13 protein-coding genes are annotated in these 15,715 nt (G+C 63.4%); 4 read left to right on the top strand and 9 right to left on the bottom strand.

Going from position 1 to position 15,715, the window contains the following annotated elements:
* Positions 1 to 17: 17 nt before the first annotated feature.
* Both AC0L3D_RS11335 and AC0L3D_RS11330 read right to left on the bottom strand, forming a co-directional pair.
* Positions 18 to 1,511 carry a hypothetical protein gene (locus AC0L3D_RS11335; RefSeq protein WP_473644361.1) on the bottom strand — a complete coding sequence of 498 codons (1,494 nt, stop codon included), beginning with the start codon at positions 1,509 to 1,511 and terminating at the stop codon, positions 18 to 20.
* A gap of 150 nt (positions 1,512 to 1,661) precedes the next feature.
* Positions 1,662 to 3,086 (bottom strand): S8 family serine peptidase, encoded by a 1,425-nt coding sequence (locus AC0L3D_RS11330; RefSeq protein ID WP_473644359.1) that lies wholly within the window; start codon positions 3,084 to 3,086, stop codon positions 1,662 to 1,664.
* 125 nt (positions 3,087 to 3,211) lie between these two features.
* On the opposite strand from AC0L3D_RS11330, the gene AC0L3D_RS11325 reads away from it, so the two are divergent.
* Both AC0L3D_RS11325 and AC0L3D_RS11320 read left to right on the top strand, forming a co-directional pair.
* Positions 3,212 to 3,754 carry an RNA polymerase sigma factor gene (locus AC0L3D_RS11325; protein WP_473644357.1) on the top strand — a complete coding sequence of 181 codons (543 nt, stop codon included), beginning with the start codon at positions 3,212 to 3,214 and terminating at the stop codon, positions 3,752 to 3,754.
* The gene (locus tag AC0L3D_RS11320; RefSeq protein ID WP_473644355.1) at positions 3,751 to 4,542 is read left to right on the top strand and encodes an anti-sigma factor family protein; all 792 of its coding nucleotides are present in this window, start codon (positions 3,751 to 3,753) and stop codon (positions 4,540 to 4,542) included. The genes AC0L3D_RS11325 and AC0L3D_RS11320 overlap by 4 nt, the downstream gene beginning before the upstream one ends.
* Here AC0L3D_RS11320 and AC0L3D_RS11315 read toward each other — a convergent pair.
* From AC0L3D_RS11315 to AC0L3D_RS11305, 3 genes are all read right to left on the bottom strand, one after another.
* Positions 4,524 to 5,018, bottom strand: coding sequence for a hypothetical protein (locus AC0L3D_RS11315; protein ID WP_287228538.1), 495 nt, complete (start codon positions 5,016 to 5,018; stop codon positions 4,524 to 4,526). The two genes, AC0L3D_RS11320 and AC0L3D_RS11315, sit on opposite strands and share 19 nt — an antisense overlap.
* A gap of 581 nt (positions 5,019 to 5,599) precedes the next feature.
* A complete protein-coding gene (locus tag AC0L3D_RS11310; protein ID WP_473644353.1) occupies positions 5,600 to 6,322 on the bottom strand; it encodes a DUF6065 family protein in 723 nt (240 codons plus the stop codon).
* Between the two features lie 123 nt (positions 6,323 to 6,445).
* On the bottom strand, positions 6,446 to 7,021 hold the full coding sequence (locus tag AC0L3D_RS11305; RefSeq protein WP_128244814.1) for a GNAT family N-acetyltransferase: 576 nt from the start codon (positions 7,019 to 7,021) through the stop codon (positions 6,446 to 6,448).
* Between the two features lie 68 nt (positions 7,022 to 7,089).
* Here AC0L3D_RS11305 and AC0L3D_RS11300 point away from each other — a divergent pair, with 68 nt between their 5' ends.
* Positions 7,090 to 8,418: a DNA polymerase IV gene (locus AC0L3D_RS11300; protein ID WP_473644351.1), complete on the top strand. Its 1,329-nt coding sequence runs from the start codon at positions 7,090 to 7,092 to the stop codon at positions 8,416 to 8,418.
* A gap of 101 nt (positions 8,419 to 8,519) precedes the next feature.
* Here AC0L3D_RS11300 and AC0L3D_RS11295 read toward each other — a convergent pair whose 3' ends face one another.
* A complete protein-coding gene (locus tag AC0L3D_RS11295; protein WP_473476899.1) occupies positions 8,520 to 9,026 on the bottom strand; it encodes a hypothetical protein in 507 nt (168 codons plus the stop codon).
* Positions 9,027 to 9,180: 154 nt separating this feature from the next.
* Between AC0L3D_RS11295 and AC0L3D_RS11290 the strand changes: the two genes are divergently transcribed.
* Complete coding sequence (locus AC0L3D_RS11290; RefSeq protein ID WP_473531049.1) at positions 9,181 to 10,062, top strand: DMT family transporter; 882 nt, start codon at positions 9,181 to 9,183, stop codon at positions 10,060 to 10,062.
* A gap of 103 nt (positions 10,063 to 10,165) precedes the next feature.
* Here AC0L3D_RS11290 and AC0L3D_RS11285 read toward each other — a convergent pair whose 3' ends face one another.
* The 3 genes from AC0L3D_RS11285 to dnaE form a co-directional block, all read right to left on the bottom strand.
* Complete coding sequence (locus AC0L3D_RS11285; RefSeq protein ID WP_128168985.1) at positions 10,166 to 10,969, bottom strand: potassium channel family protein; 804 nt, start codon at positions 10,967 to 10,969, stop codon at positions 10,166 to 10,168.
* Positions 10,970 to 11,072: 103 nt separating this feature from the next.
* A complete protein-coding gene (locus AC0L3D_RS11280; RefSeq protein WP_473644350.1) occupies positions 11,073 to 12,083 on the bottom strand; it encodes a methyltransferase in 1,011 nt (336 codons plus the stop codon).
* A gap of 100 nt (positions 12,084 to 12,183) precedes the next feature.
* A complete protein-coding gene (gene dnaE, locus AC0L3D_RS11275) occupies positions 12,184 to 15,663 on the bottom strand; it encodes a DNA polymerase III subunit alpha (RefSeq protein ID WP_473644399.1) in 3,480 nt (1,159 codons plus the stop codon).
* Positions 15,664 to 15,715: the final 52 nt, after the last annotated feature.

The following is a 15,715-nucleotide window of genomic DNA, read 5'->3' as shown; positions in this document are numbered from 1 at the left end:
TCGGATCGCGAAAACGTCTACGGCGTCGCTTCTTCTTCGCCGTCGTCGCCTTCATCATTCGCAACCGGATCGGCCGGCTTCACCATGACACCATTGACGGTGACCGAACCGTCCGGCTTGCCGTTGACGACCCATTCGATGCGGCCGTCCGGCAGCGTCTTGCCGAATCCCTTGATCGCAAGCGCCACCGGCACATATTGCGCGGCTTCCGGCTCCGACTTCGCTGCCGCCTGCAGGCTTTCCACGATCCTGTCATAGCCTGCGATATCGATGGTCACATTGGCCTCCGGCTTCATGCCGGCGAACGTCATCTCGCCTTCCATCGCGATTTCCATATCGCCGTTTTTCACCGTGCTGTGGCCGATGACAAATTTCGGCATCTTGGCCATGAAATCATCGGTCAAGGTGTCGCCGAAGTCGGCCGGCAGCGGTGGATTCTTGTTCAGATCAAAGGCTTCGATCGCCTTCTTCGCCATGCTGTCGAGATCGATATTGGCGCCGCCGAAACTCAGATTGACATCGGTCGGCAGCAGCGCCGTGCTCCAGGCGGGCGCGAGATTGTCAGGGATCTTCAGTCCCGCGGCCCTGATCGAGTAGTTGATTGCTCCGTTCTGGGCGATGCCGTCGGTCCCGAAGCCTGTGTCCAGCTCAGTCGCCCCGAAAAGCCCGACCGGGCTTTCGACGGTGAGATCCTTGAACCCGTAGGTTCCGTCGAGCCGCTCCCACAGCGGCAGCGCGGCGAGCAGGAGCGATTTGAGCTGCGCCTGGTTGGCCTTCAGTCTGGCCTCGTCTTCATTGGCGACGGCAAATGCCAGCAGATCGAGAAGCGGCCTGGTCCGCACGCCTTTGCCGGTCGCGTTCACCGACAGGTTTGGCGATTTGATCGTGAGCGGGAATTTCAGCCCGCTCTTGGGATCGTCAAAGTCGAGCGCCTCGGCGAAATCGGCGAGCGTCTGCGTCGCGGTGAAATCGACGCCGCCATTCGCAGCTTTGCTTGCGTTCATGGTGGCCGTACCGGCGCCGGTGCTCACCTTGGCGCGCTGCACGGCGTCCCGGGAATTCATCGTCATCCCGGCAATCGACTGTGTGGCGCTGGTGAAAGCCGCCAGTTCGGGATCGTAGACGCCGGAAAACTTGCCGTCTGTAATCGAGAACTGCATGCTCTGCGGGCCCTCTGGCCCCTTGAACTCGAAGGACCCGCTTTGCGACACGTCCGCCGAGACGCTCCATGTCCCGTTGCTGCCCGGCTTGACGAGCAATGCGTAGGGGCTGAAGTCGAACTTGAAGGAATTCTGCGCCGCCAGCAGGTCGACGACAGGTTTGAAGTCGACGGCGAGTTTATAGGCGTCGCCTTCCACCGAAACCTTCAGGAAGCCGCTGTCGATCGCCTTGCTGCCGAAATAGCGGGACAGATTTTCGGAGAGCTGCTTGGCACCCTCGCCGTCGACGGTCTGGCCGAAGGCAGGCGCGCTGAGCGCGAGGACAAAGACGGCCGGCAGAACACGATTCACGCAGAATCTCCGTTGCTGTTTCTGTGGTAAAAACTCCAGCCGCAACCGTAATCAGAAACCGTCGGGGTGCAATCCCCTCGTTGGGGCTGGAAGCCGGTCTATAACCAGCCTTCGCCCTCCGCGCTATCCTCCGGCATCGACAGTGGAGCTTCAGGTCGCCTTCTTCGACGTGACGAGGCAAGCGGCGCTGGCATTGAGCAGGCCCCAGCCGAAGACGTCGTCCTTGCCCGGCGCGCCGAGATCTTCCGCCGACTTGCCGAGCGCGTCTTGAATGTCGGCTGCGGTGGCGTTGCCGTTTGCAGATTTCATCAAGGCAGCGGCTGCGGTGACGAAGGGCGCGGCGAAGGAGGTGCCGGTCTTCGGCCGTGCGCCGCTGACCGACGCGGCCGTCCACACTTGGACGCCGGGAGCGGCCAGGTCGATATGCTCGCCGCGGCCGGCGCGCCTGTAGGGGCGTTTCATGCGGTCGACCGCCGTCACCGCGATCACTTCAGCATAGGCCGCCGGATAGGCAGGCCCGGCTTTTGGGCCGCCATTGCCGGCGGCGGCGACGATCACCATGCCGCGTTCGGAGAGTCTTCGGACAACCTGCTCGAGAAGCGCATTCGCAGGACCCGACAGGCTCATATTCGTCACCTGCACGCCGCGCGCCGAAAGAAGGTCGAGCGCGCGAAGCAGATCGTAGGCGTCCGAGCGGTCATCCTGGCGATCGCCCCGATGAAACGCATCGACCGCGATGAGCCTGGCGTGCGGCAGCAGGCCGGGAGTACGGCTGTCGGCGCCGCCGACAAGCAGGGCCGCGACGGCGGTGCCGTGCTGGCGGCCGGACTCGGGAACGCCGTCGTCCGACAGGCGAAGAACTTCGACCCGGCCTTTCGAGAAGGCGTCATGCGCAGGATTGATCGCGGTGTCGATAAGGCCGATCGTGACATTGCCACCGCAGCCGGCTGGCAGTCCGCTACCGGCCGGCCAGCCGATCAAGCCCGCGGCGGCGCAGTGCGGCCCGGCACATTCAGCTTCCTGTCCGGGCCGGTAGTAATGCACGAAATCTGCCGTCGACTGCGGAGCGGCATCAATGACAAGATCGCGCGCAGCCTCCAGCGGCATGTTGGGTGGAATGCGCAGCCGAATCAGCTCCGATCCAAGAAGCTGAATGTCGGCACGGTCCAGTACGGTGAAGCCGGTTGCCTGAAGCCGACCGATCTCAGCCGAATTCAGCCCGGTCGCCACGATCTGGTCCGGTACCCGAGACGGCAAAGGGGCGGCTGGCCGTTGCGCGCGCCTGCCGCTGCGCCTTGGCGGGCGCGGAAGAAACCGATCCGTCAGCGCGCGAAACAGGTTCGGGCCGGTCGATCGGCTGGACGTCGTTCGCGACCCACCGGGCGAAGCGCCGGACCGACCGCCGTCATCACCACCGCCATCGTCACCGCCACCGTCGTCATCGGCCAACGCCGATCTTGGTCCGAACTCGCCGAGCGCCAGCTGGCCGCCCGGCGGCTGAGGATCGACGAGCAATGCGACGGCGACCCAGAAAAGCAGCAGGGCTTTTGGTCTCAACCAGGAGGTGGTGCGCATGGTCTCCCTCACATTTCCGGCCGTCGCCGATTTTCAACGTCGCGAGGCTAGCGGAGCTGTCCGGCAATAAGCTAGCCTTGCGAGGAACGGGCGCGGGGCCGCTTTATTCCAGAACCTGGAGCAACATGCCGGAACAAGCCGACCGCGTCCAAGATCAGCTTGTCGCTTTTCTGCCGAATCTGCGCCGGTTCGCGATTGCGCTGTGCCGGTCCCGCGACATCGCGGACGATCTTGTCCAGCGCGCCTGCGAACGGGCGCTCGCCAACGAGCAGCGTTTCGAGCCAGGGACGCGCTTCGACGCGTGGATGTTCAAGATTCTGAGAAATCTGTGGATCGACGACATCCGCAAGCGCAAGGTCGCCGGCCCGCAGGACGATATCGACGAGCGCCATGACATCGCCGGCGTTTCCGGTGAGCGCGAGATGGAGGCGCGGCTGGCGCTGAACAGCGTGGCGCAAGCCATAGGCGAGCTCGCCGCCGACCAGCGCGACGTGCTGCTTCTGGTCTGCGTCGAAGAGCTTTCCTACAAGGAGGCCGCGGAAGTCCTTGCCGTGCCGATCGGGACGGTGATGAGCAGGCTGGCCCGAGCGAGGAGGAATCTGGCGGAGGCGGCTGGAATATCTTCGGCGCCCACCCGTTCTCCGGTCACAAAAGGGGCTGCAAAATGACCGAAGAAACTTTTTCGGACGAAATCCTGATGCGGTTCGCCGACGGTGAGCTTGATCCGGACATGGTCGCCAGGATCGAGCAGGCGATGGAAACGGACGACCGTCTGGTTGCCAGGATTGCTGTGTTCATCGAAACCAGAGCGCAGGCGCAGGCCGCGCTGAAGCCGCTGCTCGACGAGCCGATTCCCGAAAAACTTGTCGCGGCCGTCGAGCAGATGATCGAGGCCAGGCGTGCCGGCGAGAAAGCGGCGACGGCATCGATATTGCCCTTCGGCAGCAGGCGCTTGGCAGGGCCTGCTTCGAGGTCTCGATGGATGCTGCCAATTGCCGCCTCTCTCGCGGCGGCAATTGGCGGCGGGCTCGCCGGCTATTGGGCAGCAGGCAGCAACGAACGCACGCAGGGCGGCTTGTGGGTTGCCGGCGTCATCAGGCCGGGCCTGGCCCAAGCCCTTGAAACGGTCGAGTCCGGCAAGGAAATCAAGCTCGCCGGGATCAGCGACCGGTTCCGGGCCATCGCTACGTTCCGTAGCGATTCGCAGGATTTGTGCCGCGAATTCGAAGTCGACTCGCAGGACCGCTCCACGGTGATGTCGGTCGCCTGCCGTTCCGGCGACGAATGGCGCGTCAGCTTCGCGGTCGTGGCGCCGGGCGACGCCGGAGGCTATGCCCCGGCCTCGTCGACCGAAGCCCTCGACGCCTATCTTTCGGCGATTGAAGCAGGCGCTCCGATGCCAGCCGAGGAGGAAGTCAAGGCGCTGGACGAGATCCGTCAGAAGGACCGGAAATGAAACTGCGACGGCCCGGCCCGCTCTGACCCGGCTTGCTCTGGCCCGGCTTGCTCTGAAATGGAATCCAACTTTCTTTGAATGGAATAAAGCCGGCGATCGCCCGTTACTCCGCCGGGCCGCAACTGCCGGTCCAGTCTGAAACAAGGAGTAACTACCATGACAAGACACTGGAAGCTCAAGTCGACTCTGGTCGCAGGAATGGCAGCGCTCGCGAGCACCACGGCGCAGGCGAAGGAGTCTCCCGCGGGGGCGCCGGAAACCGAGCGTCCGCCGGCGGCAATGTCCAGCCAAAGCGACGGCTCCTTCATCGTCGCTGGCAACAGCTCTTCAAATTCGAGCTCCAATTCGTCGTCCAACGGTTCGTCGAATTCCAGCTCTAATTCGTCGAGCAATTCGAATTCGAACTCGTCTTCGAACTCCAGCTCCAATTCCTCGAGCAACTCGAATTCGAACTCATCGTCGAACAGTTCCTCCAACTCGAACTCGAACGGTTCGGATCGCGGGTGGTCGCGCAACTGGCGGCGTTGACGCGGGCCGGGCGATAGAGCGGCGGCGCGCTTCGACTTGTGTCCGCCGCTCTAAAACAATCCACAGACAAACGGGGGCCGGCCGGCCCCCGTTTCGCATTCGCTGGCGATTGGCATGGGCCACCACGAGTTCGTAATCTTAGGGTGGAGCAAGGAGCGAAGCGACGCGGTGCAGACCCTGGGATCCATTCCGTTACCTTGGAGCGCTGCTGCGGTGCAGAACCTTTGATCGCCGAGGGACAGCGCCCCCCTCTGTCCTGCCGGACATCTCCCCCACAAGGAGGGAGATTGGCCTTCATCACTGATTTCGCCAATCACAAACCTTGCAAAAAGGACGCTGTCCGCGAAGCTGCCAATCTCCCCCCAAGTGGGGGAGATGTCCGGCAGGACAGAGGGGGCGCGAAGGATCGCTACAGAGCGCTTTTATTCTGAGCGGCGGTGCGCTTCGACTTGAAAATCAGCCGCGCTTGGCAATCCACAAGGAAACGGGGCCCAGCGGCCCCGTTTTCGTATTCTTCTCCGGGAAAAGCCTAGCGGGCCGCGCGGGCCCATTTGCGATACCAGCCTTCGCTGGCAATCGTGTTGCGGTAGACCGTTTCGCGCTCTGTCGCCTCGGCTCCGGTCTCCGACTGGATTTCGGCCTTGAGCGCCGAATCTTCGCGGCGAAACGGTATGACCTGGACCAGCGGCGTTCCCTTTTCGATGACATAGAGGCCATCCGGCGCCGTCGCAAAGAACGGAAAATGGATGTGGGCTGCATAGGTGTCGGTATCGACGATGCCGGCGACGCATTCGAAAGCCTGAGCCGGCCGATTGAGCGGCGGCAGGAACAGACAACTCCAGCCCGGCGGGGTACGGATCGACCAGTAATTGTGAAACTTGCATGGCGGTGCCGGTTCCTTCGGATTGCCGGCGACCTGATGGGCGCCATGATTGCTCACCATCACCCTGTCGAACTCCCAGCCGGCATCGACGGCGCTGCCGCCATCCTTGATCTCAAGGCGGACGGTCGCCGCGAGCGGCAGGATCCAGCCGGTTGTCATCGCGTCGAGAAACGGCATGCAGCGCTTGACGGTCAGGCCATTGTTGGTGGCCGAGGCTTGCTGCGCATCGACCGGCGGCAGTTTGCGGAACCAATCCGGCAGGACCGTCTTGGCCGCCACTGGCGGCGCGATGACGCCATGATCTTCCGGCCGACAGGAAAACCGGATCGAGCGAGAGGTCTTCTGGGAAGTCTGGAAAAAATGAAACATCGATGGCCTCCATGGAAAAATCCGAGGAGGAACGGGCCGTAGCCGGATTTATTCCCGGGTGGGCGTCTGATATGCAGGCCGACGACGATAGTTCGGTCGCCGCGGCGCGCACAGCAGCATTGTCTAAAGCACCAATCGCATCAGCGGCCGGCCTGCCTTGCGCTCGACCAGCCTCTCGAAGCCGGCTTTCTCGAAGACCCGCGACGAGCCGACGAACAGCCCGATCGAACGCGAATCTTTCGACAGGTCGATCGGACATGCCTCGACCAGCCGCGCGCCATTCTGGCGAGCAAATTCGATGCCGCCTTCGACCAGCCGGTGCGTCACGCCCCGGCCGCGCGCCTTGACGCGGATGAAGAAGCAGGAAATCGCCCAGACGCCCGGATCGGTGGCGTCGGCGGGATCGACCGGCGCCGACCCCCTGCCCTTGTTGTTCCATTCGGGCACGTCGGCGCGCGGGCCGATCTGCATCCAGCCGACCGCCTTGCCATCCTCGAACGCCAGCACGCCCGGTGGCGGCCCGGCTTCGATCCGCGCCTTGATGTGGTCCTTGTTGCGTTCCCGGTTGCCGGCGCGGCGCGCTGCCGGCGACAGCCGGAAATGTGTGCACCAACAGCCGTAGCAGGCACCCTGCTTACCGAAAAGATCTTCAAAATCCGCCCAAAGCTCGGGCACCAGCGGCGCTATGGTCGTATTCACGAACTCTCTCCCGGCCCACCGCCTTGTCGTGGCGTCCGTCCTGACGTACCATTGCTTTTGTTCTCTTTATGTTCGCAGCGATGGCGGTTCCTGTCAACAATCCCGATCACGGTTTTTGCCGCGACTGCCTGACCTTTCAGCGCGGTGAGGCACGGCGCTGTGAGCGCTGCGGCAGTCCACGGCTGGCCCGCCATCCGGAGCTCTATCGGCTGCATCTCGCCCATATCGATTGCGACGCGTTTTATGCGGCGGTCGAAAAGCGCGACAACCCGGCGCTGAAGGACCGGCCGTTGATCATCGGCGGCGGCAAGCGCGGCGTCGTCTCCACCGCTTGCTACATCGCCCGCGTCCACGGGGTGCGCTCGGCGATGCCGATGTTCAAGGCGCTCGAAGCCTGTCCGGAAGCGGTCGTCATCCCGCCGGACATGGAAAAATATGGTCGCGTCGGCCGCGAGGTGCGCGCCATGATGCAGGCGCTGACGCCGCTGGTCGAGCCGATCTCCATCGACGAAGCGTTTCTGGACCTTGCCGGCACCGAGCGCCTGCATGGCTTGCCGCCGGCGGTGGTGCTGGCGCGCTTCGCGTTGGGTGTGGAGAAAGAGATCGGCATCACCGTTTCATCAGGCCTTTCCTACTGCAAGTTCCTGGCCAAGGTGGCGTCGGACTTTCGCAAGCCGCGCGGCTATTCGGTGATCGGCGAGGCCGAGGTGACCGGCTTTCTGGCCGAGCAGCCGGTGACGCTGATCTGGGGGGTGGGAAAAGCCTTCGCCGCCACGCTTGAGCGCGACGGCATCCGCACCATCGGCCAGTTGCAGCGCATGGAGCGCGGCGACCTGATGCGCCGCTACGGCGTGATGGGCGACCGGCTCTACCATCTTTCACGCGGCGAGGACGACCGCCGCGTGCACCCCGACCAGGATGCGAAAAGCGTCTCGGCGGAGACCACTTTCGACACCGACATCGCCTCCCCCGAGGAACTGGTTTCGGTGCTGAGAGCGCTGTCGGAAAAAGTCTCGGGGCGGCTGAAGAAATCCGGCATTGCCGGGCGCACCGTCGTGCTGAAGCTGAAGACGCAGGATTTCAAGACCCGCACGCGCAACCGGCAGCTCGGCGACCCGACACGGCTGGCCGACCGCATTTTCTCGACCGGGCTCGAGCTGCTGCGCAAGGAGGCGGACGGCACCAGATACCGGCTGCTCGGCATCGGCGTCAGCGACCTCTCGAAGGACGAAAAGGCCGATCCGCCCGACCTCGTCGATATCCAGTCGCGCAAGCGTGCCATGGCCGAAGGCGCGATCGACACGCTGCGCGGCAAGTTCGGCCGCAAGGCGGTGGAGACCGGCTACACCTTCGGCAAGGGCCGCAATGCCCACCCGCCCGAGCCGATCGAGGACTAGTTTTAGTTTAAGCATGACCCCGAACCGAAGGTCCGCGCAAGCGAAAAGCGGTTTTCCGAAAGATCACGCGCAAACAAAAAGGTAAAGTAAATCAGGCCGCTTCAGATGCGTCGCAAATCGATCCGGCTGGTCGTCACGCGCTCGCCGGTTTTTGGGTCGACGTCGATAACGGTCAGCCGCATGCCGTCCTCGCCGTTTTTCTCGACGGTCATTTGCGCGGTACGATCGCCGTTGACCTTCTTCGCCCAGCGGATGCCGAGATTGATCGCATTGCCCGAGCGCTTGCCGCTGAGCTGCGCCGGCCCGGTGCGGGATCCGACATAGGTGCCGGTGTACTTCGTCCCGCTGGACTTCAGGTCGGCACTGATGGCGCGCGTCACCACGACGAGACCGCGGCAGGTGCCGTCCAGCGACAGTGAACTCGATGTCGCGTCGGAATTGAAGCGGCAGGAGACGTTCACCGTCGGCGCCTCGGTGGTTACCTTGACGGTGCCCTTGCCGGCAAAATTCCCCTCGAACGAGCGAAGAAAATCGGCCTCGTCGGCATGAGCCGCGCCGGCGGCAGCCGTCAGGCAGCCGGCCAGTGCAAATCGTGCACATGATTTCATTGGATCTCTCCCCTTGAACTGGCTGTTGGACCAACGTTCGCCGTGACGGCAAGTTCCGCCCTCAACATGACCGTTTTGCAACGCGCCGCTCTGGCCCAGCCGAATGCGTCGACTAGCGGTTGCGGTGAAAGTCCCGACTTGCGACATAGCGCGCATGGCACCCTCGCCCTCGATCCCCAAGGCTGCGTTCTGGATGGCGCTGTCGATCGCATCGTTTCTGACGATGTCGGTCGCCGGCCGCGCCACGACGGCCGAGCTCAATGTATTCCAGGTGCTGGAGCTGCGATCGGTGATCGGCCTGTTCATCCTCCTGCCGCTGGTGATGATGTCAGGCGGTTTTGCGGCGATGCGCAGCAAACGCCCCACCGCCCATATCGCCCGCAACGTCGTCCATTTTGTCGGCCAGGCGGCATGGCTCTACGCCTTGACATTGATCCCGCTGGCCGTGCTGATCTCCATCGAATTCACGACGCCGATCTGGACGGCCATTCTGGCGGTCGGCTTTCTTGGTGAAAGACTAAGCCGGCCCAGACTTGCAGCGATCGTGCTCGGGCTGATCGGTGTGCTGGTCATCGTCCGTCCGGGCGTCGGCTCCGTCGATCCGGGACATGTTGTCGTGCTGGGTGCCGCGGTCTGCTTCGGCATATCCGTGGTCCTGGTCAAATCGCTGACGCGGACGGACAGCGTCGTGTCCATCATCTTCTGGATGCTGGTCATCCAGTCCGTGCTCGGCCTTGTCCCGGCGCTCTACGAATGGCGCAACCCGCCGCTCGAACTGTGGCCGTGGATCCTGCTGATCGCCTTCACCGGCATGTCGTCGCATTTCTGCATGGCGCGTGCACTCGCCTATGCCGACGCCACCGTCATCTCGCCGATGGACTTTTTGCGCGTTCCGCTGTCGGCGCTGATCGGCTGGCTGCTGTATCAGGAGCAGATCGACGCCTTCACCGCCGGGGGCGCCTTGCTGATCCTGCTGGGCAATCTGCTTAATCTGCAGAAAAAGGCGACCAAACCAGCGGAAGTGGCAGCGTCTTAGCATTTTGCAGCCAAACGGCTTCGTTTGGCGTCCGACAAAATGCGTTAAAGCAAAGAGCTACCGCGCGGTTTTGTTTCCACAAAACCGCGCTTAGCCTCGCATTTCAGTCGCCTTCGTCGGGTATGTTGAGGAGATGCCCGCAGGCCTTGCAGTGGACGGCGTCGGCTTCATGCCGCTGAAGGCCACATTGCGGGCACGGGAAGAAGACCTTGTTGGGACGGAAGAGCGCCTGTGCCAGCCTGACGAACAGCGATATGCCGATGATCATGGTAACGATCGCGGTGAGCTTGCCGGCTATCCCCGGCAGGACGATGTCGCCGAAGCCGGTCGTGGTCACCGTGGCGACGGTGAAATACAGCGCATCGACATAGCCTTCGAGACCGGCCCCGGTGCGGAAGAAGAAGGTGTAGACGAAACCGGTGACGACAAACAGGAATGTCAGGAGATTGATGACTGCATGGCTTGCCTCGCGCCATTTTTTGAGGCCGCGCATCTCGAAAAACCGCCACAGCGCGCCGCTGCGCGACAGCGACCACAGCCGCAATATGCGCAGGAATCCCAAATTGGCCAGCGCCGAAGGCATCAGCAGCGTCAGCAGGATGAAGCCGTCGACCCACGACGTCGGCTGCTTCATCAGGCGCAGCATGTCGTTTGACGCCAGCAGCCGGGCAATCATGTCGGCGGCGACAAGCGCTGCCACTGAATAATCGAGCCAGAGGAACGAGGACGATTCCTGGATCACCGGTGTGGCGATGAAGAAGGCGATGATGGCAAGGTCGATGATAATAGCCGCCAGCTGAAACCGGAAAGCCGCAGGCGTGCGCCCGTGATAGAGTTTGCGCAGCGTGTCGCGCAGCCGCGTCAAGGCTGAAAAATCCTGCACTCCGTCCCTTTTCGGCGTCTTCATGACGACTGCGATAACGCTCGCTGCGACAGCCGTCCAGTGGGCAGAGCAGAGGCAAGCCGCTGTGGCTTGAGAACATCCGGAGCGTTCCAGACCCGGAAAGCAATCAGACCGGTTCCGCCTCGATGATGCTGATGCGAGGTCCGGCTTCAACGATATTGGCGACCCGAAAATCCGACGCCGCAAGCAGCAACCTGAATTCTTCCGCCGTGCGCTCCTGCCCGCCCGGCATGACCAGCATGTTCAGATCGCCGAATTTTGCGACGGCGCCTTCATTGGGCGGCGCCAGAATGCTCTCGAGCACCAGCAGTTTGCCTTCTGGACGAATCGCCCGGCGGCAGCTTTTCAGGATCCGGATGTTTGTGTCGTCGTCCCAGTCATGCAGGATCCATTTAAGCACAATAGCATCGGCTCCTTCGGGCACCGAGACGAAGAAATCGCCGGCGACGATGTCGCAGCGATCGGCCACAGCCGCGGCGTCGAAGACCGGGTCGGCCTTCGCCACGACCTGCGGCTGATCGAATAGAATGCCGCGCTGGCCGGGATTGCGGCGGAGGATTTCGGCAAGCAGCGCGCCCTGCCCGCCGCCTACATCCATAACGACGGAGAACTGCCGGAAGTCATAGGCCGCGAGCACCGCAGCGGCGACGCCACGCGACATGGCCGTCATCGCCCGGTCTAAAACGACGGACTCTTCCGGATGCTCCGCCCGGTATTCCCAAACGCCCTTGCCATAAGCGTGGCGAAAGGCGTTTTCGCCGGTGCTGACACTGTGCAGCAGATCGCTCCATGCCTGACGGAAATACGGCCGTCCGGCCAGAATTGCCCACGACGCGACCGAATGCTGAACGTCGGATCGCAACGCGCCGCCAACCGGGGTCAGCGAGAAGGACCGGTCTTTCGCTTCATGGAACACGCCGACGGACGCAAGGGCGCGCAGCAGCCGGTAGAGCGCCTGCGGATGGGTATTGGTCAGCACGGCCAGTTCGCCGCTGCTGCGTTTTCCGTTCTTGAGATGGTCTGCAATGCCCAGCGTGGCGGCGACGCATATCGCCTGAGATACCTGGAAGCCATTGACCATTTTCTGGAGTTCGGCAGCGGCATCCCGCTCATCCATGACGCACTCCCCCGGCCGCCAAAAGACCCAGGCCGCCGAGCCCACAATACCAGCGGCATCGTCACCGAGCAATGCGACCTGGCGGAATACGGTCGTTAGCTCACACCAACTCCACCTCCACCACGCCCGGCACCGCCCGCATGGCCGAGGCGATCTGTGGCGAGACGCGGTAACGGTTGGGCAGTTCGATCTCGACCTCGCCCTGCGCCTCGTCCTTGATGACGATAATGCTCACCAGGCTGTCGCCGCGCTGGGTAAGCTGCGATTGAATCGCCGACGCCGGCCGATCATCCCTGACAAAGATACGCAAGGCTTTTTGGATGCGGCTTGCCTCGTCCTCCAGCGACTGCACCGTCTGGATGCGCAGATTGACGCCTTCGGGCCTGTCCTCGGCCGAAACTGTGACCACCACCGAACGGCCGGGCTCGAGCAGGTCGCGATATTGCGCCAGACCTTCGGAAAACAGCACTGCTTCATACTGGCCCGACGTGTCGGAGAACTGCACGACGCCCATCCTGTTGCCGGTGCGCGTCTTGCGCTCCTGCTTGGTGGTGACGGTGCCGGCAAGCCGCCCGGCGGCAGCGCCGCGTTTGACGGCGCCCGAGAACTCGGCCCAGGTCTGCACCCGCATCTTCTGCAGCGCCGCCTTGTATTCGTCCAGCGGGTGCGCCGAGAGATAGAAGCCGACCACCTGGAATTCACGGTGCAGGCGGTCGGCGGCAAGCCACGGGTCGGTCGCCGGCAGGTTGAGCGCCTGCGACTGCGCGCCGAGCGAGGCGCCGAAAATGTCGTGCTGGCCCGACATTGCATTCTGCTGCGCAAGCGACGCCAGCCCCATCATCCGCTCGACGCCCGCCATCATCGCGGCGCGGTCGTGACCGAAGCAGTCGAGCGCGCCGGCCATGATCAGGCTTTCGAAGACGCGCTTGCCGACGATCTTCGGGTCGACCCTTTCGCAAAAATCGGCGAGGTTCTTGAACGGTTTTTCGCCGCGCATGGCGACGATATGCTCGACCGCCGCGTCGCCGACGCCCTTGAGCGCGGCCAGCGAATAGAAGATCCGGTTCTCGGCGACTTCGAAGGCGCGGAAGCTTGATATCACCGACGGCGCCACGACATCGATACCGAGGCGCAGCGCATCCTGGCGGAAATCAGCGAGTTTATCGGTGTTGCCCATGTCGAGCGTCATCGACGCGGCCAGGAATTCGACCGGGTAGTGCGCCTTCAGATAGGCCGTCTGGTAGGAGACGACCGCATAGGCGGCGGCATGCGACTTATTGAAACCATAGTCGGCGAACTTTGCCAGCAGGTCGAAGATGAAGTCGGCTTGCGGCTTGCCGACGCCGCGCTCGATCGCCCCCGAGACGAAGCGCTCGCGCTGCTTGTCCATCTCGGCGCGGATCTTCTTGCCCATGGCGCGGCGCAGCAGGTCGGCTTCGCCCAGCGAATAGCCGGCAAGCTCCTGCGCGATCTGCATCACCTGCTCCTGGTAGACGATGACGCCTTGCGTCTCCTTCACCAGATGGTCGATCTTCGGATGGATCGAAGCCATCTCCTCCTCGCCATGCTTTCTGGCGTTGTAGGTCGGGATGTTCTCCATCGGGCCCGGCCGGTAAAGCGCGACCAACGCAATGATGTCCTCGATGCAGTCGGGCCGCATGCCGATCAGCGCCTTGCGCATGCCGGCACTTTCCACCTGGAACACGCCGACCACTTCGCCGCGTGACAGCATGGCATAGGTGTCGGGGTCGTCGAGCGGAATATGGGCAAGATCGATCTCGATGCCGCGGCGGCGGATCAGCTTGACCGCGGTCTCCAGCACCGTCAGCGTCTTCAGGCCGAGGAAGTCGAACTTCACCAGGCCGGCCTGCTCGACATACTTCATGTTGAACTGGGTGACCGGCATGTCGGAGCGCGGGTCGCGGTACATCGGCACCAGCTCCCACAGCGGCCGGTCGCCGATGACGATGCCGGCGGCGTGCGTCGAGGCGTGGCGGTAGAGCCCTTCCAGCTTCTGCGCCATGTCGAGCAGCGTCTGCACGATCGGCTCGCGCTCCGCCTCCTCGGCAAAGCGCGGCTCGTTGGCGATGGCGTCGGCGAGCTTGACCGGATTGGCCGGGTTCGACGGCACCATTTTGCTGAGCTTGTCGACCTGGCCATAGGGCATCTGCAGCACGCGGCCGACATCGCGCAGCACCGCGCGGGCCTGCAGCGTGCCGAAGGTGATGATCTGGCCGACCTGGTCGCGTCCGTATTTCTGCTGGACGTAGCGGATGACCTCCTCGCGCCGGTCCTGGCAGAAATCGATGTCGAAGTCGGGCATCGACACGCGGTCGGGATTGAGGAAGCGCTCGAACAGCAGCGAGAAGCGCAGCGGATCGATGTCGGTGATCGTCGTCGAATAGGCGACCAGCGAGCCGGCGCCCGAACCGCGCCCCGGCCCGACCGGGATGCCTTGCGCCTTCGCCCATTTGATGAAGTCGGCGACGATCAGGAAATAGCCGGGGAACTTCATTTTCTCGATGATGCCGAGCTCGAATTCCAGCCTTTCGCGGTATTGCTCGACCGCGTAGCCAGGGGCTAGGCCGGGCGCGGCGAGCCGCGCCTCCAGCCCTTCATGCGCCTGTCTGGCAAGCTCCTGCGCCTCCGCCTTCACCGCCGCATCGGCGTCGGCGACATCGCCGCCGGCAAAGCGCGGCAGGATCGGGTTGCGGGTCTTGGGATAGTAGGAGCAGCGCAGCGCGATCTCGACGGTGTTGTCGATCGCCTCCGGCAGATCGGCGAACAGCCTCGCCATGTCGGCCTGGCTTCTCAGAAAATTGTCGGGCGACAGCCGCCGGCGGTTGTCGACGGCGACGACCGACCCTTCGGCGATGGCGATCAGCGCATCATGCGCCTCATAGTCGTCGCGCGAGGAGAAAAACGCCTCGTTGGTGGCGACCAGCGGCAAGTCATTGATATAGGCGAGGTCGACTGACGATTTCTCGATGGCCCGGTCATAACCGGAAACCCGTTCCAGCTCGACATAGAGCCGGTCGCCGAACAGCGCCTTGAGCGCCAGAAGCCGCGTCTCGGCGAGGTCGCGGCGGTCCTCTTTCAGCGCGTTGCCGATCGGGCCGCGCGGCCCGCCGCTGAGACAGATCAGGCCGTCGCAATGGCCTTGCAGCATCTCGGTCGTCAGATGCACGGCCTCGCCGGGCGGCGTTTCCAGATAGACCCGGCTGACCAGCCTGACCAGATTGCTGTAGCCAGCCTCGGTCGCCGCGATCAAAACCACGGGCCGCATTTCCGGGCCCTGCCGCCTGCGGTCGCGCTGGCTGTCGCCGGCTTCACCGGAAAAAGCGAGAGCGGTCTGGCAGCCGATGATCGGCTGAATACCCTCCTTCACCGCCTTTTGCGCAAATTCGAGTGCGCCGAACAGATTGTTGGTGTCGGTGACGGCAATCGCCGGTGCGTCATCTTTGACCGCATGGCCGACAACCGTGCCGAGTTGCAAAGCGCCTTCGAGCAGCGAATAGGCCGAATGAACGCGCAGATGAATGAACGGCCGCGCCGGCGCTTCCGGCCGCGATGCCTTCATAAAAGCCTCGCGCCGCAACGGATCGCGGGGAAGTGTCTCATTCGCCATTTTT

The organism is Mesorhizobium sp. WSM4837 (genome assembly GCF_055811435.1).
The sequence above is the reverse complement of the archived record's forward strand: the minus strand, read 5'-3'. Positions and strand labels throughout refer to the sequence as shown.

What these genes read in the sequence shown, in the direction of transcription:
- AC0L3D_RS11320 (WP_473644355.1), top strand. Translation starts at nt 3,751, where the DNA reads ATGACCGAAGAAACTTTTTCGGACGAAATCCTGATGCGGTTCGCCGAC.
- AC0L3D_RS11310 (WP_473644353.1), bottom strand. Translation starts at nt 6,322, where the DNA reads ATGTTTCATTTTTTCCAGACTTCCCAGAAGACCTCTCGCTCGATCCGG.
- AC0L3D_RS11290 (WP_473531049.1), top strand. Translation starts at nt 9,181, where the DNA reads ATGGCACCCTCGCCCTCGATCCCCAAGGCTGCGTTCTGGATGGCGCTG.
- AC0L3D_RS11325 (WP_473644357.1), top strand. Translation starts at nt 3,212, where the DNA reads ATGCCGGAACAAGCCGACCGCGTCCAAGATCAGCTTGTCGCTTTTCTG.
- AC0L3D_RS11330 (WP_473644359.1), bottom strand. Translation starts at nt 3,086, where the DNA reads ATGCGCACCACCTCCTGGTTGAGACCAAAAGCCCTGCTGCTTTTCTGG.
- AC0L3D_RS11295 (WP_473476899.1), bottom strand. Translation starts at nt 9,026, where the DNA reads ATGAAATCATGTGCACGATTTGCACTGGCCGGCTGCCTGACGGCTGCC.
- dnaE (WP_473644399.1), bottom strand. Translation starts at nt 15,663, where the DNA reads ATGAAGGCATCGCGGCCGGAAGCGCCGGCGCGGCCGTTCATTCATCTG.
- AC0L3D_RS11300 (WP_473644351.1), top strand. Translation starts at nt 7,090, where the DNA reads ATGTTCGCAGCGATGGCGGTTCCTGTCAACAATCCCGATCACGGTTTT.
- AC0L3D_RS11280 (WP_473644350.1), bottom strand. Translation starts at nt 12,083, where the DNA reads ATGGATGAGCGGGATGCCGCTGCCGAACTCCAGAAAATGGTCAATGGC.
- AC0L3D_RS11285 (WP_128168985.1), bottom strand. Translation starts at nt 10,969, where the DNA reads ATGAAGACGCCGAAAAGGGACGGAGTGCAGGATTTTTCAGCCTTGACG.